The organism is Arthrobacter sp. alpha11c (assembly GCF_054149985.1).
Map to the genome: position 1 here is coordinate 619276 of NZ_CP196747.1, position 23351 is coordinate 642626.

General features: G+C 61.3%; 19 protein-coding genes and 1 pseudogene. 14 read left to right on the forward strand and 6 right to left on the reverse strand.

What is annotated here, in order from left to right:
- Positions 1–19: 19 nt before the first annotated feature.
- Both dnaJ and ACTAQJ_RS02875 read left to right on the forward strand, forming a co-directional pair.
- Positions 20–1147 carry a molecular chaperone DnaJ gene (gene dnaJ, locus ACTAQJ_RS02870; protein ID WP_216925593.1) on the forward strand — a complete coding sequence of 376 codons (1128 nt, stop codon included), beginning with the start codon at positions 20–22 and terminating at the stop codon, positions 1145–1147.
- Between the two features lie 2 nt (positions 1148–1149).
- Positions 1150–1922 (forward strand): annotated as a pseudogene (locus tag ACTAQJ_RS02875) (16S rRNA (uracil(1498)-N(3))-methyltransferase).
- A 39-nt stretch (positions 1923–1961) separates the two neighbouring features.
- On the opposite strand, the gene ACTAQJ_RS02880 reads toward ACTAQJ_RS02875, so the two are convergent.
- Positions 1962–2834, reverse strand: a complete 873-nt coding sequence (locus ACTAQJ_RS02880) for a GerMN domain-containing protein (protein WP_477515712.1) — start codon at positions 2832–2834, stop codon at positions 1962–1964.
- Positions 2835–3265: 431 nt separating this feature from the next.
- On the opposite strand from ACTAQJ_RS02880, the gene ACTAQJ_RS02885 reads away from it, so the two are divergent.
- The 5 genes from ACTAQJ_RS02885 (at position 3266) to ACTAQJ_RS02905 (ending at position 8771) form a co-directional block, all read left to right on the forward strand.
- Positions 3266–4351, forward strand: a complete 1086-nt coding sequence (locus ACTAQJ_RS02885) for a PhoH family protein (RefSeq protein ID WP_223946156.1) — start codon at positions 3266–3268, stop codon at positions 4349–4351.
- A complete protein-coding gene (gene ybeY / locus ACTAQJ_RS02890) occupies positions 4348–4821 on the forward strand; it encodes an rRNA maturation RNase YbeY (RefSeq protein WP_224090475.1) in 474 nt (157 codons plus the stop codon). The genes ACTAQJ_RS02885 and ybeY overlap by 4 nt, the downstream gene beginning before the upstream one ends.
- Positions 4818–6149 carry a hemolysin family protein gene (locus ACTAQJ_RS02895; protein WP_498700562.1) on the forward strand — a complete coding sequence of 444 codons (1332 nt, stop codon included), beginning with the start codon at positions 4818–4820 and terminating at the stop codon, positions 6147–6149. Before ybeY ends, ACTAQJ_RS02895 begins: the two co-directional genes overlap by 4 nt.
- Positions 6100–7095, forward strand: a complete 996-nt coding sequence (gene era, locus ACTAQJ_RS02900) for a GTPase Era (protein ID WP_498700564.1) — start codon at positions 6100–6102, stop codon at positions 7093–7095. The genes ACTAQJ_RS02895 and era overlap by 50 nt, the downstream gene beginning before the upstream one ends.
- 104 nt (positions 7096–7199) lie before the next feature.
- The gene (locus ACTAQJ_RS02905; RefSeq protein ID WP_431115342.1) at positions 7200–8771 is read left to right on the forward strand and encodes an LCP family protein; all 1572 of its coding nucleotides are present in this window, start codon (positions 7200–7202) and stop codon (positions 8769–8771) included.
- 96 nt (positions 8772–8867) lie between these two features.
- Here the strand turns inward: ACTAQJ_RS02905 and ACTAQJ_RS02910 are convergent, their stop codons facing one another.
- Complete coding sequence (locus ACTAQJ_RS02910; RefSeq protein ID WP_498700566.1) at positions 8868–10820, reverse strand: M13 family metallopeptidase; 1953 nt, start codon at positions 10818–10820, stop codon at positions 8868–8870.
- 251 nt (positions 10821–11071) lie between these two features.
- Between ACTAQJ_RS02910 and leuA the strand changes: the two genes are divergently transcribed.
- The 3 genes from leuA (at position 11072) to ACTAQJ_RS02925 (ending at position 14480) form a co-directional block, all read left to right on the forward strand.
- Positions 11072–12811: a 2-isopropylmalate synthase gene (gene leuA, locus ACTAQJ_RS02915; protein ID WP_431115340.1), complete on the forward strand. Its 1740-nt coding sequence runs from the start codon at positions 11072–11074 to the stop codon at positions 12809–12811.
- A 71-nt stretch (positions 12812–12882) separates the two neighbouring features.
- A complete protein-coding gene (gene recO, locus ACTAQJ_RS02920; RefSeq protein WP_431115339.1) occupies positions 12883–13653 on the forward strand; it encodes a DNA repair protein RecO in 771 nt (256 codons plus the stop codon).
- A gap of 2 nt (positions 13654–13655) precedes the next feature.
- Positions 13656–14480, forward strand: a complete 825-nt coding sequence (locus ACTAQJ_RS02925) for an isoprenyl transferase (protein WP_431120233.1) — start codon at positions 13656–13658, stop codon at positions 14478–14480.
- 15 nt (positions 14481–14495) lie between these two features.
- Here the strand turns inward: ACTAQJ_RS02925 and ACTAQJ_RS02930 are convergent, their stop codons facing one another.
- The 3 genes from ACTAQJ_RS02930 to ACTAQJ_RS02940 are packed head-to-tail and all read right to left on the reverse strand — an operon-like array spanning position 14496 to position 18262.
- The gene (locus ACTAQJ_RS02930) at positions 14496–15569 is read right to left on the reverse strand and encodes an alpha/beta hydrolase (RefSeq protein WP_431115338.1); all 1074 of its coding nucleotides are present in this window, start codon (positions 15567–15569) and stop codon (positions 14496–14498) included.
- A complete protein-coding gene (locus ACTAQJ_RS02935) occupies positions 15566–16573 on the reverse strand; it encodes an alpha/beta hydrolase (RefSeq protein WP_498700570.1) in 1008 nt (335 codons plus the stop codon). The genes ACTAQJ_RS02930 and ACTAQJ_RS02935 overlap by 4 nt, the downstream gene beginning before the upstream one ends.
- Before the next feature lie 9 nt (positions 16574–16582).
- Entirely contained in the window at positions 16583–18262 is a 1680-nt protein-coding gene (locus tag ACTAQJ_RS02940) for an FAD-binding dehydrogenase (RefSeq protein WP_477515707.1), read from the reverse strand.
- A 68-nt stretch (positions 18263–18330) separates the two neighbouring features.
- Here ACTAQJ_RS02940 and ACTAQJ_RS02945 point away from each other — a divergent pair, with 68 nt between their 5' ends.
- The gene (locus tag ACTAQJ_RS02945) at positions 18331–19410 is read left to right on the forward strand and encodes a quinone-dependent dihydroorotate dehydrogenase (protein WP_477515706.1); all 1080 of its coding nucleotides are present in this window, start codon (positions 18331–18333) and stop codon (positions 19408–19410) included.
- 112 nt (positions 19411–19522) lie between these two features.
- Here the strand turns inward: ACTAQJ_RS02945 and ACTAQJ_RS02950 are convergent, their stop codons facing one another.
- Positions 19523–20116: a DUF3043 domain-containing protein gene (locus tag ACTAQJ_RS02950; protein ID WP_431115334.1), complete on the reverse strand. Its 594-nt coding sequence runs from the start codon at positions 20114–20116 to the stop codon at positions 19523–19525.
- Between the two features lie 117 nt (positions 20117–20233).
- On the opposite strand from ACTAQJ_RS02950, the gene ACTAQJ_RS02955 reads away from it, so the two are divergent.
- The 3 genes from ACTAQJ_RS02955 to ctaC all read left to right on the forward strand — a co-directional run bounded on the left by ACTAQJ_RS02955 (position 20234) and on the right by ctaC (position 23349).
- Positions 20234–21706, forward strand: coding sequence for a dipeptidase (locus tag ACTAQJ_RS02955; protein ID WP_498700575.1), 1473 nt, complete (start codon positions 20234–20236; stop codon positions 21704–21706).
- A gap of 198 nt (positions 21707–21904) precedes the next feature.
- Positions 21905–22294: a HesB/IscA family protein gene (locus ACTAQJ_RS02960; protein WP_216925609.1), complete on the forward strand. Its 390-nt coding sequence runs from the start codon at positions 21905–21907 to the stop codon at positions 22292–22294.
- Positions 22295–22476: 182 nt separating this feature from the next.
- Positions 22477–23349 carry an aa3-type cytochrome oxidase subunit II gene (gene ctaC / locus ACTAQJ_RS02965; RefSeq protein WP_431115332.1) on the forward strand — a complete coding sequence of 291 codons (873 nt, stop codon included), beginning with the start codon at positions 22477–22479 and terminating at the stop codon, positions 23347–23349.
- The last annotated feature ends 2 nt before the right edge of the window (positions 23350–23351 follow it).

The following is a 23351-nucleotide window of genomic DNA, read 5'->3' on the forward strand; positions in this document are numbered from 1 at the left end:
CAAGGAAGAGATACCGACTTTGAGCAGCCACTATGACGTTTTGGGAGTCTCGCCGGAAGCCACCGGGGAAGAGATCAAAAAGGCGTACCGCAAGTTGGCGCGCAAGCTTCACCCGGACGTCAACCCGGGGGAGGATGTCGCGGAGCAGTTCAAGGCCGTGACGCATGCTTACGAAGTGCTGTCCGACCCCCAAAAGCGTCGCGTCTACGATGCCACCGGTAACGAGAACGGCACTGACAACGGTTTCGGTGGTGGCTACTCCGGCCAGGGCTTCGCGTTCCAGGACATCTTCGATACCTTCTTCGGCGGTGGCGGCGGGCACGCTGGTCCGGCCTCCCGTGTTCGCAGGGGCCAGGACGCACTGATCAGCGTCCGCATCGACCTCAAGGATGCCGTGTTTGGTGTCAACAAGAAGCTTGAAGTTGACACGGCCGTCGTCTGCCCGACGTGCGATGGCAGCTGCTGCCGGCCGGGCACGCACCCGGAGCGGTGTGACATTTGTGGCGGCAGTGGCCAAGTCCAGCGGGCCGTTCGATCCATCTTGGGCCAGGTCATGACCACCGCACCATGTGGTTCCTGCGAGGGCTTCGGTACGGTCATCAAGGATCCCTGCAACGAGTGCAACGGGCAGGGCCGCATCCGCAGCCGCCGGTCCCTCACCATCAAGGTACCTGCCGGCGTTGCCACAGGTACGCGGATCCAGCTCTCCGGACAGGGCGAAGCGGGACCGGCAGGCGGACCTGCCGGTGACCTCTATGTAGAAATCCGCGTCAACAGTGACTCCACCTACATCCGCGAAGGCGACGATCTGCACGCTACGTTGAGCGTTCCCATGACGGCAGCAGCCTTGGGTACCGAACTGAGCCTGGAAACTTTCGACGGGCCCCAGGAGATCGACGTCAAGGCTGGCACCCAGTCCGGCGAGGTCATCACGCTTCGCGGTTTGGGCGTCACCCACCTCAGGGGCTACGGCCGCGGCGATCTCAAGGTGCACCTGCACGTTGAGACACCGGTCAAGCTGGATCCGGCACAGGAAGAGCTCCTGCAGCAGCTTGCCAAGTTGCGCGGCGAGCAGTTCAGCGAAGGCAAACTCGTGGCCAGCGGCGGCATGTTCGCCAAGCTGCGGGACAAGCTCGGTAACCTGTAGCGGTGAGCAACCCCGTTTTCTTCACGCCTGCCGGGAGCCTGGACGGTGTTGAGCCGGGCGCGTTGTTCGTCATCGACGGTGCAGAAGCCCGGCATGCCGTTACGGTGAAGAGGCTCACTGTCGGTGAAGCCGTGGACATTGCCGATGGCGCAGGCGCCCGCCTGACAGGCACGGTGGCAGAGGTCGGCCCTGGAAGTTTGTCCGTCATGGCCTCCGGTGTGATTTTCGAAGACCAGCCGGACGTGCGTTTGGTCCTTGTCCAAGCATTGGCCAAGGGTGACCGCGACGAGTTGGCCATTGAGACGGCCACCGAACTGGGCATAGACGCAGTTATCCCATGGCAGGCTGAGCGATCCATCGTCCGCTGGAAGGGGGATCGCGCTGCGAAGGCCCACGCGAAGTGGCAGTCTGTGGTCACTGCCGCGGCGAAGCAGGCCCGCCGGGCATGGATACCGGAGGTGCGTCCTATTCTGGATTCCGCGGCTTTGGCAAAGGCTGTTGCTGCCGCGGACCTGGCCGTGATCCTTCACGAGGACGCCAAGAACCCTTTGCGGACCGTCCTTGAAGCGGCGATCGTGGCTGAAGGCCGCGGGCTGGATTCGCCGCGTGAAGTCCTCTTGATCGTAGGGCCCGAAGGTGGCATCTCGCCGCGCGAGGTAACCCGCCTCAGCGACGCCGGGGCGGTCACGGCTCTCTTGGGCCACCACGTGCTGAGGTCCTCGACGGCGGGACCGCCGCCGTCGTCCTCGCCTCCGACGTCCTGGGGCGTTGGTAGGTTCTGTCGCCTTCCAGGCAACGCTAACGGACGCCGGCTCTAGCCGACGCTGAAAAGCCGCGTATCCGTGGTGGATGTGTCTGCTTGCCCGGAGTCCTGAACCTGGGACACGCGCAATTCGTATTTCCCTGGTTTCAGGGTCGCGCTGAACGAGAAGACGCCGAATTGTCCCGGTTCTCCTGTGGCTTTTGTCTGGCCGGTCAGGAGGCTGGCCTTTTCGCCATTGCCGTTGTCCCGGAGGATCTGCCAGCTGACCGGCTTGGAGCTGTCAGTGCTGCGGCCATTGAACTTAACGGCGCCGGCGGGCAGGGAGGTGTCCTCCTGCGGATCGATGATCCATAGTGGCGCCACCAAGGAAGCATCCCTGGCCATCGGTTGACCGAGCCGCACCTGGCCGAATGCCATGAAATCCGTGTGACCGTCAACCAGGATGACCACTTGGATTTGCTGCCCGGAGTTGATCAGGCCTGACGACGAGGCTGCTGCCGTGGCCGTGTAAACCAGCTGCTGTACAGCCCGTTGCGCCATGCCCGCATCAAGGTTGGAGTTGAAGGCATCCCGGGAAATATCAACGGTGATCACGTTCTTGCCCGAGATGGATGTTGCCAGGCTGCCGGGGTCTTGCCACGGGGTGAAGAAGTCGTGGTCCAGCGGCTTTTCGGCCATCATGATGCGCAGCGCCGTGGTGACCGGGTTTCCATCGCCGGAGATGTCCCTGAATTCGCGATACAGGTACACATCTTCCTTGCTCCGCCCAATCCAGTAGACCGGGATCTTAGTGGACGCCTGGGTGGTCTCCAGGGGAGCATTGCTGGCCGGAGCTTCCTGGACGCTGACTGGCGGCGCACTGGAGGTAGCTTGGGTGGGTCCACCGTTGGCGATACAGCCGGTCAGCAAAAGGACAGCAAGCATCGCGGGCGCTGCGACGGCGGACTTTTTCCGCTTTCGCCCGACGGGCTGATGGCTTACTGACTGCGCGATGGGGGTTCCTTGCCTTTGCGGCCGGTGGTTGTCGCCGGCCCGTCGAACGCGCGTAGTCTGACTACCCGCTCTGCCAGCTTGGCATATCGTCGACGGCGGCTGGCCGGGTTTGCGGGTACTGGGGGCAACTGAAACAGGATTGATACCCGCTTGATGCCGAGTTGAGACAAAATGTCGCAGCCGACGGATCGCCCCGCGGGGAAGATACGGGAGGATGCGCGGGCGAACGCCCGTGGTCTGCCGGGCTGGCGTAGGATTGAAGGCATTCCGGCATATGGCCTGGCGGTTGAGCCAGTCCCGTTGTCGAAACGATGGACCAACTGTGATCCGACCGGAGGAGAAGAGGCCGTACGGCCACCACTATGAGTGAATCCCTGAATGGGCGGCTGCGGACCGGAAACGGGAACCCAGCCACCACCGAGTTCCCGCACACCTTACCGGGCACGCGCACGGAAATCGTCACGTTCGACAACTCCGATCAGATGGTTCACTCATTGGGCAGCCATGACGAAGCCTTGCGCTACATCGAGGAGCAGTTCCCGGACGTCAATTTCCACGTTCGCGGCAATGAATTGTCCATGTCCGGTCCGTCCACGGTCATACCGCGCATCATGCGCCTTCTTGAGGAGGTCCGCGGACTGGTGGCCAGGGGAACGGTCGTTACTCCAGATGTCCTGCAGCAGCTCGTTTCCCTCCTGAGGACACAGTCAGTCCAGAATCCCGTGGATGTCCTCACCCACAACATTCTCTCGAGCCGTGGCAAAACCATCCGGCCCAAGACGTTGAACCAGAAGAACTATGTGGATGCCATCGATGCGAACACGGTGATCTTCGGTATTGGCCCGGCAGGTACTGGCAAGACCTACCTCGCCATGGCCAAGGCCGTTCAGGCCCTCCAACTCAAGGAAGTAAGCCGGATCATCCTGACCCGGCCCGCTGTTGAGGCGGGGGAACGGCTGGGCTTCCTGCCGGGAACGCTGAGCGACAAAATCGATCCCTACCTGCGGCCGCTTTACGACGCCTTGCACGACATGATGGATCCCGAGTCCATTCCCCGGCTGATGGCCGCCGGCACCATTGAGGTCGCACCGTTGGCCTACATGCGTGGACGGACGCTCAACGACGCCTTCATCATCCTGGACGAGGCCCAGAACACCACTCCTGAACAAATGAAGATGTTCCTGACCCGCCTCGGATTCGGTTCCAAGATGGTTGTAACGGGAGACGTAACACAGATCGACCTGCCTTTTGGCTCCACCTCCGGACTACGGATCGTACGGGAAATCCTCAGTGGGATCGACGACGTCAATTTCTCCATCCTGGAGGCTGCGGACGTCGTCCGGCACCGTTTGGTTGCAGACATCGTCTCCGCCTACAGCAGGTGGGATGACGCGCACCGTACCGATGGGGCCGCCGGCACACATCACAAACGTGGAGAACGAAAATGAGCATTGAAATCAACAACGAATCCGGCGTGGAGGTGGACGAAGCCCAACTGGTGACATTGTCGCGGTTCATCTTCGAGCGCCTCTACATCCATCCGCAGGCTGAGCTGTCCATCCTCCTGGTGGATGAACCCGCCATGGAGAAGCTGCACATCGAGCTCATGGACGAACCAGGAGCCACGGATGTGCTCTCGGTGCCCATGGATGAGTTGACGCCGGGCACGCCCGACAAGCCGACACCGCAGGGAATGCTCGGAGACATTGCCATATGTCCCCAGGTGGCCGAGGTGCAGGCGCGGAACGCCGGACACACCACCCAGGACGAAATGCTGTTGCTCGCCACGCACGGCATCCTCCACCTGCTTGGTTTCGACCATGCTGAACCGGAGGAAAAGGAAGAAATGTTCGGTTTGCAGCGTGAGTTGCTGTCTGAGTTCCTGGGCAAGGATGCCCCCATGGAGACCATGCAGTGACCTCGCTCATCCTGGTCGGCATGGCGCTGGTTTTCCTCAGTTTCGTTGCCTTGCTGACCGCAGCTGAGGCTGCGTTCAATTTCCTGCCCCGGCACGAGGCTGAACAATCGGTAGTCCGCAGCAAGGGCAAGGCCTTGGGGAGCATCCTCAAGAAGCCCATCGCTCATATGCGTGCCCTGCGGTTCTGGCGTGTGTGGTTCGAGATGGCGGCAGCGGTCGCCGTCGCTGTCGTCATGCACAGTTTTCTGGACAACGTGTGGCTTGCCGGCCTGGCGGCGACCGGCATCATGGCTGTCATCGGATTCGTCTTGGTTGGCGTCTCGCCCCGGCAGTTGGGACGCGCGCATTCCGGTCCCATCGTGCGGTTTACCGCGCCGCTGATCAGGTTCCTGTGCTGGATCCTGGGACCGATTCCCGGCTGGCTTGTCGCGTTGGGGAGCGCCGTCGCGCCCGGAGCCCCCGCAGGTGATGACGCGTTTGTCAGCGAGGAAGAATTCCGCGAGTTCGTCGACCGCGCGGCGGAATCGGACATGATCGAAGACAACGAGGCAGAGCTCATCCACTCGGTCTTTGACTTCGGCGATACCTTGGTTCGCTCGGTCATGGTTCCGCGCACGGACATCGTCAGCATCGGGACGGGCTCGGACCTCGAAGCGGCCATGGCCCTTTTCCTCCGCTCCGGCTACTCGCGGATACCGGTCATTGGCGAGAACACGGACCAGATCCGCGGCATTCTCTACCTCAAGGATGTTGCTGCGGCGATGCATCGCGGCGAACCTGGACTGCAGCCGCACGACGTCGATTCTCTCGCCCGGGATGTTCGGTACGTCCCGGAATCCAAGCCCGTGAGCGACCTCTTGAAGGAACTGCAGAAGGAATCCACCCACGTAGCCATCGTTATCGATGAGTACGGCGGCACCGCGGGCCTGGTTACTTTGGAGGATCTCATCGAGGAAATCGTAGGAGAGATCGTTGACGAGTACGATTCTGCTGCGGAAGAAGCGGTGGACCTCGGCGACGGAACCTACCGTGTCAGTGCCCGCATGAGCATTGATGACCTCGGGGAGCTGTTCGATATCGACCTCGACGACGACGAAGTGGACACCGTTGGCGGCCTGCTGGCCAAGGCTCTTGGCCAGGTTCCGATCGTCGGAAGCTCCGTTGAAGTGAACGGTGTGTCGCTAAAGGCAGATAGGCTTGAGGGTCGCCGAAACCGGGTCAGCCACATCATTGCGGCAGCCATGCCAAAGGAAGACACTGACTTTGAAGACCTTCTCGATGAGGCAGACACAACGCAACAGGGAGTTCCACGTGAGCAAGCAAAATAAGAAGTTCGACGCCGATGACGATTTCGGTGGCTTCCACGCCGGATTCTCGGTCCTCGTTGGCCGCCCCAACGCGGGTAAGTCCACGCTGACAAATGCGTTGGTGGGGCAGAAGGTGGCCATTACATCGGCCAAGCCGCAGACCACCCGCCACACGATCCGTGGCATCGTCCACCGCGAGGACGCACAACTGATCCTGGTTGATACCCCCGGCCTCCACCGGCCTCGCACGCTTTTGGGAAAGCGGCTCAACGACCTCGTGGCTGACACGTTGTCCGAGGTGGACGCTATCGGCTTCTGCTTGCCGGCCAATGAGAAAATCGGTCCCGGCGATAAGTACATCGCCGCTCAGCTGGCTGCCGTGGGCCGCAAGCCCATTGTTGCCATTGTGACTAAGACTGACTTGGTGGACCGGCAGGCACTGACGGAACAGTTGCTCGCAGTCGCTGCTTTGGGCCGTGAAGTCCTCGGAGAACAAGGCTGGGCGGACATTGTTCCCGTTTCTGCCGCCGATGGTTTCCAGGTATCCACTGTTGCCGACGTACTTATCGGGCACATGCCGTCGTCGCCGCCCCTTTACCCGGATGGCGAGCTGACCGACGAGCCCGAGGCCGTCATGATTGCTGAACTCATCCGCGAAGCGGCCCTCGAAGGTGTTCGGGATGAACTTCCGCACTCCCTTGCCGTCGTCGTTGAGGAAATAGTGCCCCGTGAAGGACGTACGGAGGACAATCCCTTGCTGGACGTCCGCGTCAATCTTTACGTGGAGCGGCCTTCCCAAAAAGCCATCATCATCGGTAAGGGTGGCAGCAGGCTGCGGGAAGTCGGAACCAACGCGCGTAAGGGAATCGAGACGCTCTTGGGAACCAGGATCTACCTGGATCTGCATGTCAAGGTTGCCAAAGACTGGCAGCGGGATCCCAAGCAATTGGTAAAACTCGGGTTCTGACCCGGCGTCACCGCACCGGCGTGGCTTGGGCTCGATAAGGAACTTCCCAGAATCGGCCACTATGATTGCGGGGATCCACGTGTTTGAGGAAAGGTAACCGAATAGTGCGACGTCGTGACGCCCGCCCGCTGGGCCCCGGCACCGCTGCTGCCGATGCGGCGCGCCATGGGGAGGACCCCGAGGGAACTCCGCGCCACATGAACGCGCCCAAGGGGCTCCCTTTGTGGCTGAAGATTGTCACTGGCCTCGTGTCGGTGGCTCTCGTTGCCGGCGTTGCGTTTGCAGCCTTCTGGTTCATCCGTCTACAGACCAACATCACCAAGGCCCCGCTATCGGCGGCCGAATCGCGCGATAGCAGTGACGCCGTGGTCAATGACAAGTCGGACCGCCTGCAGATCCTTATCCTCGGCTCGGATACCCGCGATGGGAAAAACTCCCAGTATGGCAATGCGGACGATTCGACGGGCTACGGCCACTCGGATGTCATGATGTTGCTGGACATTTCTGCGGACAATAAACGGGTCAGCGTCATGAGTTTCCCACGTGACCTCCTGGTTGATGTGCCCCAGTGTACGGACCATACCAACAACCAGACGTTCCCGGCGCGGAGCGGCGTGATGATCAACGAAGCCATGGCAGAAGCCGGAATCGGCTGCGCTGTGGACACGATCAACAAGCTCACTGGCCTGGAAATTGATCACTTCATGATGGCGGACTTCAACGCGGTGAAGGAGCTCTCCAAGGCTGTCGGTGGAGTGGATGTTTGTGTCAGTGATCCCGTCTTTGATCCCGACTCTCATCTTCGTTTGGCGAAGGGCAACTCCCAGGTCGAAGGCGAGCAGGCCCTGGCATTCCTGCGTACCCGGCATGCCTTCGGCGACGGTGGCGACCTCGGTCGAATCAAGGGCCAGCAGGCATTTCTTTCATCACTGACGCGGAAGCTGAAGGCCGACGGCACGCTCGGCAATCCGCAAAGGCTCCTCCAGATCGCTGACGTCGTCACGCAAAACCTCACCGTCGATGAGGGGTTGGCGTCCGTGCCATCGCTGTTGACGATTGGTGGAAGGCTGAAGGACATTGATGTCTCCAAGGTCGCGTTTGTCGCCGTCCCCACCCAGCCGGCCGCATTGGACCCCAACCGGTTGGAACTCGTTGAGCCCCAGGCATCACAGCTCTTCGCGGCCCTTCGCGCCGATCTGGACCTGACAAATCCCGGAGCAACCTCGAGCCCGGCTCCAACAGCGCCCGGGGACGGAACACCTTCGGCGGCGCCTACCACCGCTGCCCCTTCAGTCCCGGCTTATAACAAAGCCATCCAGCCAGTGGCAGTCGCCAACGGCAGCGGAGTTGGGACCAGGGCACAGGAAATCCTGGCGACCCTGACCGGCAATGGATTTACACAGTCAGTGTCATATTTGGCAAACCCAGTGGAGAAGACTGTGGTCTACTACGGTCCGGACTTCGCTGATGTTGCTACGGACGTTGCCACGCTGTTCGGCATCCCGGCGGCACAGGTTCAGCAAGCCCGGGGAGTTTCGGGCGTGCAGCTCTACGTGGGTACGGACTTCGCAACGGGGACAGCCTACGGGGCGGCATCGGTTCCGCCCGATGTTGTCAACCAGACGGCCAAAGAAGCAGTCTGCCAACAGGTGAACCCGCTCTACATCACCCAATAGCAGCCAGGGCAGCGCAGTTGGCGGCAAAGGCAGGACCAAAGACGAATGGCCGGACCCCGGTTCACACCTGGGGCCCGGCCACTCTTCGTAGTGGCTTTACCAGATGCTGACTCTGTCCTCAGGTGCCATCCACATCCGGTCTTGATCGTTGACCTGGAATGTTTCGTGGAAGGCGTCGAGGTTCCGGGCAATCGCATTGGTGCGGAACTCGTTGGGGGAGTGTGGATCGGTAGCAAGCCTGCGGACCGCTTCCTCGGCCCGGATCACCTGGCGCCAGCCGGCAGCCCAGGACATGAAGAACCGTTGCTGGCCGGTGAAACCATCCAGGACCTCGGGCTCGGCACCATCGAGGCTGAGCAGGTAGGCCTTGTACGCAATGGTGAGTCCGCCCAGGTCACCGATGTTCTCACCCAGCGTCAGTTTGCCGTTGACCTTGTGGTCAGGTGCCGCGTAGGGGGATAGGGCGTCGAATTGGGCAACCAACTTTGCCGTGCGGGCTTCGAAGGCCGTCCTGTCCTCTTCCGTCCACCAATTGCGGAGGGCTCCGCTTCCGTCGAATTGGGATCCCTGGTCATCGAATCCATGGCCGATCTCATGTCCGATCACAGCACCAATGCCACCGTAGTTCACGGCGTCGTCTGCTTCTGCCGTGAAGAACGGGGGCTGGAGGATAGCGGCGGGGAACACGATTTCGTTCAGCATCGGGTGGTAGTAGGCGTTCACGGTCTGTGGCGTCATGAGCCACTTGTCCAAGTCCACCGGCTTGCCGATTTCATCCAGGTGGCGATCGACGTCGGCGTCGTGGGCCCGCTCAACGTTACCCAAGAGGTCATTGGGGTCGATCTCAACGGCGGAGTAGTCGATCCACTTCTCAGGGAAACCAATCTTGGGGCGGAACGCGTCCAGCTTCTTAAGAGCTTCGGCCTTTGTGTCCTCACCCATCCACTCAAGGGAAGAAATGCTTTCCCGGTAGGCCTCGATCAGATTGGCCACGAGGGTTTGCATCCTGGCCTTGTGGCCCTCGGGGAAATGGCGCTCCACGTAGATTTGGCCCACTGCCTCGCCGAGTGCTGCCTCGACGACGGCCACGCCGCGCTTCCAGCGCTCCTTGTTCTGTGGTGTGCCACTGAGTGTGGTCCCGTAGAAGTCGAAGTTCGTGTCCACAAACTCCGAGGACAGGTAAGGCGCCGCAGAGCTGAGCACCCTCAGGGTCAGCCATTCCTTCCAGACGGCAAGGGGTTCCGATTCCAGAAGCGCTGCCGCGCCGGCAAAGAAGTCCGGCGTGCTGACCACGATCTCGCCGCGTTTGCCGGCATCGACGCGGCCAGCCTCAAACCAGGTATCCAACAGGGGGAACAGCTTCGCTGCTTCTTCCGCCGTTTTCAAGTTGTATGTCTTTTGGGGATCCCGAAGGGTGACGTTGTCCCAGTGGTGGGATGCGAGGGCCTTTTCAAAGGCAACGATGCGGCCAGCCGCGGCTTCTGCGTCTGCAACTCCGGCGAGGCGGAACAACTTGGCGACGTATTGACCGTAGGCGGCCACAATCGGCGCAAACTTTTCATCGCGATAGTAGGACTCGTCCGGGAGGCCGAGGCCGCCTTGGCCGATGTAAAGAAGAATCCGCTCCGGGTTGCCGGCGTCGGGTGCCGGGTAGATGGAGAACAAACCGGACACGTCGCACCGGAACAGCCGGCCCAGTAACGCCGCAAACTCCTCTGCCGAACCCACTGACCGGACTTCCTCCAGTCGCTCCTGCAAGGGTTCGAGTCCCTTCGCCTCTGCCGCGGCCTCATCCATGAAGCTCGCGTAAAGCCCGCCGACCTTCTGTTCGATGCCGGAGGCTGATGCTCCCTTGTTCGCGGCTTCCTCGATGATCGCCTTGACAGCCAATTCTGCCTCGTCCCGCAAAGCGGTGAAGGTGCCTTCCAGCGGGCGGTCGTCAGGGATCGTCGTGCTGTTCAGCCATGCACCGTTGACGTGCTGGTAGAGATCGTCCTGCGGCCGGACGCTGTGATCGATGTTGGAAAGAGTGATCCCCGACTGTGGCACTGTGGCTCCTTGAATGGACGCTGCAGCCGGCGTTGCCACCGTCGCTGCGTCTGCATAGTGGACGTTGCATGAGGTGTTGCAATGTCATCATACGCACCGTGTTACTGTGAACTTGTGCGTGCGGGAATGCTTCTTCTTAGCTGCCGCGGCGAGGCCTGAAAGCTATCTGAAAGCTGGGCCACCCTCGCCGCGGAGTTTAGTTGTGCCCGGCTAAGCTTTCATTTAGATCTTAGAGAAAAGGCCAACACGACATGCGTAATGCACAAAAGCCCTCCGGTATGCCGATTCACCGCTACCTGCCGTTCCAGGACCAGATCACTGTCGAAGTTCCGGATCGTACTTGGCCGGACAAAGTCATCACCAAGGCCCCACGCTGGTGTGCAGTGGACCTGCGCGATGGTAACCAGGCGCTGATCGATCCCATGAGCCCGGCGCGCAAGCTGAAGATGTTCCAGCTGCTGGTCAACATGGGATACAAGGAGATCGAGGTTGGGTTTCCCTCCGCATCCCAGACCGACTTTGATTTCGTTCGGCAGCTGATCGAAGGCGGCCACATTCCGGACGATGTCACTATTCAGGTCCTCACCCAGGCGCGTGAACACCTGATTGAACGGACTTACGAGTCCTTGGTGGGTGCCAAGCAGGCGATCGTGCACCTGTATAACTCCACTTCTGTGCTGCAGCGCCGGGTTGTCTTCAACCAGGACGAGGACGGCATCCTTGATATCGCCCTGCAGGGTGCCCGCCTCTGCAAGAAGTATGAAGAGACGCTGACCGATACCCACATCACCTACGAGTACTCTCCGGAGTCGTTCACCGGAACCGAGCTGGAGTATGCAGCCCGCGTTTGCAATGCGATTGCAGATGTTTTTGAAGCATCAGCGGACAAGCAGGTCATTATCAACCTGCCGGCCACGGTGGAGATGGCAACTCCCAACGTCTATGCCGACTCCATCGAGTGGATGCACCGCAATCTGCATCCCCGCGACGGCATCATCATTTCACTGCACCCGCACAACGATCGTGGTACCGGCGTTGCTGCCGCGGAACTCGGCTACCTGGCTGGAGCAGACCGCATTGAGGGCTGCCTGTTCGGCAATGGTGAGCGCACAGGAAACGTTGACCTCGTCACCCTGGGCCTGAACATGTTTGTCCAGGGCGTGGACCCCATGATCGACTTCTCTGACATCGACGAGATCCGCCGCACGGTCGAGTACTGCAACCAGTTGCCGGTTCCCGAACGTTCGCCCTATGGCGGCGACCTTGTCTTCACTGCCTTTTCCGGCTCGCACCAGGACGCCATCAAGAAGGGCTTCGAAGCACTCGAGAAGGATGCTGCCGCGGCAGGCGTACCCGTGGACGACTTCACCTGGCAGGTTCCGTACCTGCCTATTGATCCCAAGGACCTGGGCCGAAGCTATGAAGCTGTTATCCGGGTCAACTCGCAGTCCGGCAAGGGCGGCGTGGCATACCTGCTGAAGAACGAGCACAATCTCGACCTGCCGCGGCGCGCCCAGATTGAATTCTCCGGCGTCATCCAGCGCCGGACAGATGCTGTTGGTGGCGAGGTCAGCGGGGCACAGCTCTGGCAGATCTTCCAGGATGAATACCTGCCCTCCGATGAGGAACAAGCCCAGTGGGGCCGGTACTCCTTGGGTAGCGTAAGCACCGAAACGGATGAGACCGGCGCCATGACCATGAACGCAAACCTGCGGATCGATGGCGTAGAGGTGCGCAGGACCGGCCATGGTAACGGCCCAATCGCCGCGCTCCTGGACATCCTGCACCACGACGGCGTTGATGTCCGTGTGCTCGACTACAGCGAACATGCATTGTCAGAGGGTGGCAGCGCAAGCGCGGCTGCTTATGTTGAATGCGCGGTGGGCGAACGTGTCCTCTGGGGCGTGGGAATCGACCCCAGCACCACCACTTCCTCACTCAAGGCACTCATCTCTGCCGTAAACCGGGCAGTTCGGGACGCCCGGGCCTAACGCCTGGACCGTGTGGTGACGGGAAATACCGTCACCACACGGTCTTGTGGTCCTCCTTGGACACTGGCTTAGTGCGAAGATTAGTTGTGGCCAATCCCTCCTCATTTGCAGCACGGTCCTACCGGGACGATGCCGTTGTGCTCCGCACCCATAAGTTGGGCGAGGCAGATCGGATTATTACCCTGCTGACCAAGCATCACGGGCAAGTACGTGCGGTCGCAAAAGGTGTGCGGAGGACCACCAGCCGTTTCGGCGCCCGGCTGGAACCGTTCATGGTGGCGGACTTGCAGCTCATCTCCGGCCGGACTCTGGATATCGTCACCCAGGCTGTTGCCAAAGGCGCCTATGGGAGCAGCATTGCAGCGGACTATGGCCGCTTTACTGTAGCTGCTGCCATGACAGAGACGGCCGAGAAGCTTACGGACGCGGACGCTGAATCCGGCACCGCCCAGTACAACCTCCTGGTAGGTGCCTTGGCAGCGCTCAGCCGCTCGGACCATGCTCCGGAACTTATTCTGGACTCCTATCTCTTGCGCGCGTTGGCCACTGGCGGATGGGCGCCGAGCTTTACTGATTGCGCCCGGTGCGGCAGGCCCGGCCTGCACACGGCCTTTGCCGCGCCACTGGGGGGTATGGTGTGTGGCGATTGCCGCCCGCCCGGCTCACCGGCTCCGGCGCCGGAAACCGTGCTGTTGCTCGGAGCCCTCCTGACCGGGGATTGGAGCGTCGCTGACGCCTCGGATTCGCGGCATCGACGCGAAGCGGCCGGACTGGTGGCCAGTTACCTGCAATGGCATTTGGAACGCGCCTTGAAATCACTCAAACACGTGGAGCGAAGCTGACTGTGGCACTTGGAAAGAAAAGCAAGACAACCCGGGCGCGGACTTCGCCCGTAGTGGCCCCCTACGGACATCCTTCAGGTGCCGTTCCGCCCACCATTCCGAGTGAACTTATTCCGCAGCATGTAGCGATTGTCATGGATGGCAATGGACGTTGGGCCAACCAGCGGGGACTGCCGCGAATTGAGGGGCACAAGGCCGGCGAGCCGGCACTGCTGGACGTTATGGCCGGAGCCATTGAACTAGGCATCAAATACGTCAGCGTGTATGCGTTTTCCACCGAGAATTGGCGCCGATCCCCAGAGGAAGTCCGCTTCCTGATGGGATTTAACAAAGATGTGCTACGTCGCCAACGGAACCAACTCGATGAATGGGGAGTCCGGATTCGCTGGGCCGGTCGACGGCCCCGGCTCTGGGGCTCGGTGATCCGTGAGCTTGAAGAGGCCGAAGAATTCACCAAGGCCAACGACACCTGCACATTGACCATGTGTGTTAATTACGGCGGCCGGGCAGAAATCGCCGACGCCGTCTCGGCCATAGCTGAGGACGTTGCCGCCGGGCGCCTCAAGCCGGGATCGGTGACGGAAAAGACCATCCAGAAGTACCTGGACGAGCCGGACCTCCCCGACGTGGACCTCTTCCTGCGCAGTTCCGGGGAGCAGAGGTTGTCAAACTTCCTGCTGTGGCAGTCCGCATACGCCGAATTCGTCTTCATGGACACGTTGTGGCCTGACGTCGACAGGCGCACACTCTGGGACGCCGTCGAGATCTATGCCAAGCGGGATCGCCGCTACGGTGGGGCAGTCGACGCAGCGCCAGCCGGAAACTAGCATGGGTCTGCTACTTCAATACGGGTAAGACGAAAGCCAGACCGACACATCACGGTACGCCTGGTGGCGGATGGTCCTCCGCGACAAGAAGATGTCGTGCAGCGCCCCCGGGTAGCGGAACACAGCCGTTCTCCTGCCCAGGCCCAACGCGCGCCGGGATGTCTCCTCGACGTCGATCACGGCATCGGCCCTCATGAGGTCCGACGTCCATTCGGCCTGGATCCGTGTCCGGCCCGATAAAAGGACCAACACAGGGGCATCGATGTTGAGTTTTCGCTCTACCGCTTTGTGGCCGGCAAGCACTGCCTTTGTCCAACCAGCGCGGATGGGGAATGAGCCGCGCGGACGCCAGACGGGATCCAGCGGCCACTCGCCGTGGGCTTGGCTGCTGACGCTCTCCCAGTAGGCAGGCATCTCGGGAAACCTGAACGGACGCTTGGGGTCGGTTCGCGCGAAGGGCTCCACCAGGTGCATGGCGATGCTGCGAATCAGGCTGCTGCCCTGGAGCTCCAACCATGGCGAATTCAGGACAAGTGTCCCGATCCTGCCTGGATGGCGGTCCGCCCATAAAGAAGCAATCAGGCCGCCCAAGGAGTGCGCGAGCATGTGAATGGTTGGCGACGCTGGACTGTTGGTCCTGGCCACAACGTCCCGTTCGATCTCCAGCAAGGCTGCTTCGATGTCTTCGTCGTAGACAGCCAGGTCGGTGGTGTATCCGGGCGTCTGACCGGGTAGCAGGCTCCGTCCAAATTTCCGAAGATCCAGCGCGTAGAAATGAAAGCCTGACGCCGTCAGGTACTCGGCGAGTTCGGTCTGGAGGAAGTAGTCAGCCCAACCGTGCAGGTAGAGAACCACTCGTGGCGCCCCCGTGGGATCCATGGACGCCGTACGTCGCCTGCGTTGCGTGAAGGTGGAGAAGAAATCAAGGATGCCGTGAGGAGTTGCGGCTGTGACTGGCGGGGCATGCCGGACGAGTGTTGCTTTGACCGCGCCCTCCTCGTCAGGAGACAGGGGGAGTTCCAGGCGTTCGTATCCGGCGCCCAGGATGTCCGGTTGCCACAGAGATACCGACTCTTCAGTGGTGGTCATGCGTCCCCTTCCTGCCGTACCTGCGGCAAGTCACTTTCCATGTACCCGCGAATCCATCGTGAAAGCCTCGCGTAGGCATCTGCCCGGACGTTGGGTGCGGACAGGAAGACATCATGCAGCCCGCCATCCACTCTTTCCAGAGTCACGCTGCGGCCCAAGGCCATGGCACGCAGTGCGATGATGCTGACGTCCAGTACAGCATCCGAACGCCGCATGGACTCCTGCCACACCATTCCGTTGGCGCTGGCGGCCGATGTCAGAACCAGGACCGGGATGTCCAGGTCCAGGCCGCGTGCAACCTGTGAGTGGCCCGCCAGGACGGCGCTAAGCCAACCGGCCCTGACGGGAAAGGCAAGGGGTGGCCGGTACTTTTCATCCAGCGGCCATTCGCCTTCGGCGGTATTGCTGATGCTACGGAAGTAGAATCCACGCTCCGGCAGCCTTAAGACCATCTCGGGGCGGACTCTGGCAATGGGTCCCACCATGACTTGTGCGGCGCGCCTGACAATCGAGTTGCCATGCATTTCGAGCCAAGGACTGTTGAGTATCAGGTGTTGCACCTGGCCCGGGTGCTTGCTCGTCCACAATGCTGCGATGAGGCCTCCGGTGGAATGGCCCATCATGGCCACGCCGTTCCGGCGAGGTCCCAGGCTGTCGCTGTGGATGACCTCGAGGGCTCGGCTGATTTCGGCGTCGTAGTCGCCAAGGTTGGCCACGTATCCACCCGGCGAACCTGAGGTCAGGCTCCTTCCATGGTTGTGCATGTCCAATGCATAGAATTCGTACCCGTGCCCTGCCCAAAACCTGGCAAGTTCCACGTTGAAGAAGTAGTCGCTCCAGCCATGCAGGAACAGCAATGCGCCGTGCGTTGCCTGGCCCTCCTGGGTGGTCGACTCCGGCCGGTGACGGACCAAGGTTGCACGGCGCACCACACCGTAAGGTCCTTCCACGTCCAAGGCGCATGACTGGAAGTCCATTCCCAGTATGTCGGTCGACCAATCCATGCCTTCAGCTTAGACACTCGCCGCAGCATCGCGTCCCGCGGCCCTGCCGGTGAAAAGACATCCACCCAGGAAAGTTCCCTCCAGCGCCCTGTACCCGTGGATACCGCCTCCGCCGAAGCCCGCCGCTTCACCGGCTGCGTAAAGGCCCGGGATCACCCGGCCTTCCTGGTCCAGGACCCGGGAGCGAAGGTCAGTCTGCAGCCCTCCCAGGCTTTTCCTTGTCAGGACGGACAGCCTGATCGCAATGAGCGGTCCGTGGGCAGGATCCGCCAGGCGGTGCGGGGGAGCCACCCGCATCAGTTTGTCAGTGGCAAAACGGCGGGCCGCCCGGATAGCAGCCAATTGGGGGTCCTTGCCCAGCCCGCTTGCCACTTGAAGGTCGCGGGCCCGCACCAGCGCGTCCAACTGGTCAGCGTTGATCAGTTGATTCCCCGTGAGTGCGTTCATTTTCCCGGCAAGGTCATGGGGCGAGGATCCCTGAATGAAATCGATGCCTTTGTCCAGGAAACGTTGTATGGGAGTATCGCTGCCTGGTTTCAGTCGGGAAACGAGCAGTGACACGTCCCTCCCGGTCAGGTCCGGGTTCTGCTCGGAACCGGAAAGGGCGAGTTCCTTCAGCGCAATGGTGCGGTTCAGGACGAACCACGAGTAGCTGTGACCGGTGGCGACGATGTGGCGAAGCGCGCCAAGGGAATCGAAGCCCGGAAACAGAGGTGCGGGCAACTGTCGCCCTTCGGCATCCAACCACAGCGATGACGGACCGGGAAGGATGCGGATGCCGTGCTTGGGCCACACGGGATCGTAGTTGTGGATTCCCTCGGGGTAGTGCCACATGCGGTCTCCATTCACCAACGCTGCACCGAGGGATTCCGCAACAGGAAGGAAATCACCATCCACTGATGCGGGAACACCGCTGAGCATGTCGACCGGTGCGGCGTTGCCCGGCCATTGCCGACGCACGGTCTCGTGATTGCCACCGATGCCGCCTGTGGTCACTACGACAGCGCCCGCCGTGGCCTCGAAACCCCCGACGGCGGTTCGCGAGGACGCTTGGCCGCGCACCGCCGTCGAGGGTTCCAGTATCTGGCCCGAGACGCCCGCCACCCGGCCGGCCGTCGTCGTCAATGAAGTAGCCCTATGCCGGAAGTGCAGGGACACCCTCCCGGCCTGAACACCTTCCTGCACCTTGGCCAGAAACGGTTCCACGAGGGCGGGGCCCGTTCCCCACGTGACGTGGAACCGGGGAACAGTGTTTCCATGTCCCTGGGGGCCGTAACCCCCGCGTTCTGCCCATTGCACCAAAGGGAAGATGCCGACGTCGAGGCTCTTCAACCAGGCGCGCTTCTCACCAGAAGCAAACTGGACATAGGCTTCGGCCCACTGCCGCGCTATCGCGTCGTCTGCTCGGTCAAAGCCTGCGGAGGCCATCCAGTCCGAGAGCGCCAACTCAGGGCTATCCCTGACACCGAGCCGGCGCTGCTCCGGGGTGTCAACCATGAACAGGCCCCCGAAGGACCAATGCGCCTGCCCACCCAGGGATGCGGCTGGTTCCTGGTCCAGGATCGCCACGCGCTTGCCTGCCGCGTAAGCAGTTGCTGCCGCTACCAGTCCGGACAAGCCTGCACCTACGACGATGACGTCGGCGAGGATTCGATTCCCATGATCTGCATCACGATCTTGTAGCGGCATGCCTACATGCTAGCCGCAGGCAAGGTCACGGGTTTGGTGAGTTGTCAGTAAACCGGAAAACTAGGACCATGCGTGTTTACCCCACCTTCTTCAAGCTCGCCTTCTCCTGGATGGATGCCGAGAAAGCACACAAGATCGGCTTTCAAGCGATCCGGGCGGCCCACCGCACCGGTGCAGGCCGGGTTCTTGCCAGGATCACAGCTCCGGATGCGTCCCTTCGAACCGAAGCTTTTGGGTTGACGTTCCCCTCTCCCTTCGGCTTGGCGGCCGGCTTTGACAAGGAAGGCCACGGAATCGAAGCGCTGGCCGATCTGGGGTTTGGCCATGTAGAGGTCGGAACCATCACCGGGCAGGCGCAGCCGGGCAACGAAAAGCCGCGTTTGTTCCGATTGATTGAGGATCGCGCCGTCATCAACCGCATGGGTTTCAATAACGATGGTGCAGCAGCGGTGGCTCCGCGACTCAAGTCGGCGAAAGCTGCACTGCAGCGCCTCCACGCCGATGTACGACCCGTGATTGGTGTCAACATCGGTAAGACGAAAGTTGTTGAGCTGGATGAGGCCACAGAAGACTACCTCGTCAGCGCCCGGAGCCTCGCTCCCGCCGCCGACTACCTGGTGGTCAACGTCAGTTCGCCCAACACGCCGGGGCTACGGTTGCTCCAGAACGTGGAAACTCTTCGGCCGCTGCTCCGGGCCGTGGGGGATGCTGCAGATGAAGCTGCTGGTCGCCATGTTCCACTCCTGGTCAAGATTGCGCCTGACCTGAGCAATGAGGACATCGACGACGTCGCCCGGCTTGCGCTTGACCTCAAGCTGGACGGCATCATCGCAACCAACACCACCATTGCCCGGGACGGCCTCGCCACTGATGCTGCGAAGGTTGGATCACTGGGAGCCGGCGGGCTTTCAGGTGCCCCGCTGAAGCAGCGATCACTGGAGGTCCTGCGACGACTCAAGGACGCCGTGGGAGATCAGCTCGTACTCATTGCCGTGGGCGGCGTGGAGTCAGCCCAGGATGTCCAGGACCGTTTGAATGCAGGGGCAACCCTGGTGCAGGGCTACACCGCGTTCCTCTATGAGGGCCCGTTCTGGGCATCACGCATCAACAAGGGCCTCGTCAAGATCCGGAAGCGGGCCTCGCGCTAGTCAAAACGTTCTACCCAGGAACGAACCAACACGAAGGCCCAATACGAAGACCCCGGACCAATGGTCCGGGGTCTTCGTATTAGTAGTGGGTTGGGGCCTCTTCGGCGTGGCGCTAAGCGGGGTATTGGCCGCGCTTGACCTGCGGCTTGGGGAGGCGGAGCTTGCGGAACTGCAGAGCGCGCATGCATCCATACCAGACTGATCCGCGCTCGACTTCACCGAACTTCTCGCCCAGGCGCTTGCGGAGCTTGCGCGAAAGGATGAAAACATCCACAAAGACGGCAAGGAACATGATCCAGAATCCAACCAGGACGTAGGTGATCTGTGAACTGGTGGCCGGGATAATCAGCGAGATCACCACGAAGAGCAGGGCGCCGAACATCAGGTATTCGCCGAGGCTGAACCGGGCGTCCACATAATCCCGAACGAAACGCTTCTGGGGACCCTTGTCTCTCAGCGGCAGGTACTTTTCGTCACCTGTATCCAGTGCTTGCCGCATTTTCTGGCGCTGGTCCTGAATCGCTACGCGTTCGGCCTCCTTGGAAGCCTTGCGGTCAGTGGGCACCAACGGGCGCTTTCGAGCTGCCTCCTGGTCCTTCCGCTTGGGGGTAGGGGCGCCCTTTCCGGCACCCGGTTCCTGGGCGGCGGCATGCGCCTGGTCAACTACTGCTTGAGCGCTGGGCTCTTCCTTTTTGCGTCCGAACACCCATACAGAATACCCCGCAGGAAGGTGGCGCAGATTACGGGAGCCCGTGGTGTCCTTCGAGCTGGGAGCCCATCGCGCCTTCCTTTGCCGTCTCCTGGTCAGCTGTAAAGTTTGGGCATGACATCAGAACATGCGGAGATCCCGCAGAATCAGCGACGGAACTCCGGCCACAGCACTGAGGATCCGTCGTCCAACGAGGCCATCCACTCCGAAGTTATAGCCGCTTTGGCTAAAGCAGTCGATGAATCATTCAGCACGACTCTTGGCTCCTTGAAGGACCTCGTCGGTATCCCGGGAATCGCGTGGCCAAGCTTCGACCCCGCCGAACTGGATCGCAGCGCCGAAGCTGTCGCCTCCTTGGTAAGGGCAACGGGAATGGATGACGTCCGAATTCTGCGCTGCGACAAATTGGACGGAACGCCCGGCGGTCCCGCCGTCGTCGCCCGCCGTCCCGCCCGCGACGGTAAGCCCACGATTCTCTTGTATGCGCACCATGATGTCCAGCCTCCAGGCGACCGGACTCTATGGACCTCCGAGCCTTTCATTGCGGAGGAACGGGAAGGCCGGCTCTATGGTCGCGGCGCGGCTGACGATAAAGCCGGCATCATGGCCCATCTGGCGGCTTACGCTGCTGCGACGCAGGTCCTGGGGGATGAGTTTGGCCTCGGCGTGACCTTCTTCTTTGAAGGCGAGGAAGAAGCGGGCTCGCCCACGTTTCGGACATTCCTTGAGGAACATCGCGAGCTTCTCCGCTCCGATGTGATCGTGGTGGCGGACTCCAGCAACTGGAAGGTGGGCATTCCCGCCTTGACCACCAGCCTTCGCGGGCTCGTGGATGGCACCTTCGAAGTCCGTGTACTGGAGCATGCGGTGCATTCGGGAATGTACGGTGGCCCGGTGCTGGACGCCCCCACCCTGCTGTCCCGTCTCATCGCGACCCTCCACGACGACGAAGGAAATGTCGCCGTGGCCGGCCTTGTTGGAAATGACAACGTTGCGGTTGACCTGACGGAGGCCGAATACCGCGCCGACGCTTCAGTGCTCGACGGCGTCAAACTCGCCGGGAGCGGGACGATCGGCTCCCGTTTGTGGACAAAGCCGGCGCTGTCCATCATCGGCATGGATGTTCCCGCCGTTGCCGTTGCCTCAAATACGCTCATTCCCGCGGCCCGGGCCAAGTTCAGCATGCGGCTGGCCCCCGGACAAGATCCCGACGCCGCCATGGAGGCTTTGAAGAACCACGTTGAGTCCCGCGCACCATTCGGTGCCGAAGTAACATTCACGCCGGGGGAGCGGGGCAATGCCTTCGCGACCGATACGTCCTCAGCAGCTGCCAGGGTGGCACTCTGGGCCCTGGGGGAGGCCTGGGGAGTCCAACCCGTGGAAATGGGAATCGGCGGTTCCATCCCGTTCATTGCCGACCTGACCGAGATGTATCCCGATGTCCAGATTCTGGTGACAGGTGTAGAGGATCCGGATTCCCGCGCCCACAGTGCCAACGAATCACTGGACATCGGCGATTTCCGTCATGCTGTGCTGGCGGAGTCGCTGATGCTGGCGCGGCTTAATGCCGAAGGCCTTGATCGCTAAGCATCGCAATGGCGTTTAGGTGTGTCGTTTATGGATGGCGGGGCACGCCGGGAACAAGTAAATGCGGTCCGTGGTTACGTCAGAAGTTATAGCTCAGCGTCTGCGCGACGTAGCATGGAGCTATAACCCGTACGTAATTGGGTAAGGGCAGGCTGCGTTCCGGCGCCGCCGCCAGGAGCGTCATAAGAAGGTAGGCCAATGAGCACTGCAACCAACGAAAACAGCACCGGAGCACAGCTCGTCCCCGACGAGGAGCTTCCCACGCACGAGGTCAATCTGACCGATGTCGCAGCAGGCAAGGTCCGCAGCCTCCTCGAACAGGAAGGGCGCACCGATCTGCGTCTGCGCGTTGCAGTCCAGCCGGGCGGCTGCTCCGGCTTGATCTACCAGCTCTACTTCGACGAGCGTCTGCTCGACGGCGACGCCGTCCGTGACTACGACGGCGTTGAAGTGGTAGTGGACAAGATGAGCGTCCCGTACCTGAGTGGGGCCAGCATCGACTTTGAGGACACCATCTCGAAGCAAGGCTTCACCATTGATAACCCGAACGCCGGCGGGTCTTGCGCTTGCGGCGACTCGTTCCACTGACGTGAGCTATCGCCGCATGTCGGCGCCCCTCCGCATGCGTTCCAACGCATTCGGAGCCACGGCGCCGACATGTGCGCGAAAACCGCTTCATAGCGGTAAGCTCTACATCGGGTAGTAAAACTTTTAGTGTGCCCGGTGGCCTTTGGCCTGCCGGGAGACAGCAACAAGAGGAAGGGCCGTCTGTGAGTTCGCAGAACCGAACCGGCAGCCGACGCATAAAGATCACCTCGATCACTGGCTTGGCACTAGCCGGCGCGTTGGTTTTGACCGGATGTTCACCAGAGGTAGAGAAGGGTTGGCTGCCAACTGAGCGCGGCACGACCAACCACACTGACCGGATCATGGACCTCTGGGTCAACTCATGGATCGCCGCCTTGGCAGTCGGTATCATCACGTGGGGCCTCCTGGTCTGGTGCATCATCGCTTACCGCCGCCGTAAGGGCACCACGGGATTCCCGAAGCAGCTCAGCTACAACCTGCCGCTTGAGGTCTTCTATTTGACCATTCCGCTGTTCATGGTGCTGGTGTTCTTCTACTTCACCGACCAGGACCAGCGCGCGATCGATGACCGCTCACAGCCGGCAGATGTCGTCATTGACGTCCGCGGCAAGCAGTGGGCCTGGGACTTCAACTACAAAAAGGGCGAGGTCATTAACGAAGACCTCCACGAGGCCGGCGTTCAGGCCCACCTGACCGGCAACGAGGTCAACAAGGACCTGCTCCCCACGCTGTACTTGCCCGTTGGCAAGTCGGTTGACCTGGAGCTGAACTCCCGCGATGTCATCCACTCTTTCTGGGTTCCGGCCTTCCTGCAGAAGCGGGACATGATCCCCGGCAAGACCAACTACATCAGGTTCACTCCCACCAAGGAGGGCACTTTCGATGGCAAGTGCGCCGAACTCTGCGGTGAATACCACTCCGAAATGCTGTTCCGCGTCAAGGTTGTCTCCGAGTCTGAATTCCAGGACCACATGGACAAGCTTCGCCAGGATGGCAACACGGGCCTGCTCGGTGCGGAATACGACCGCAACCCGGACCTGATCGAAACCAAGTAAGG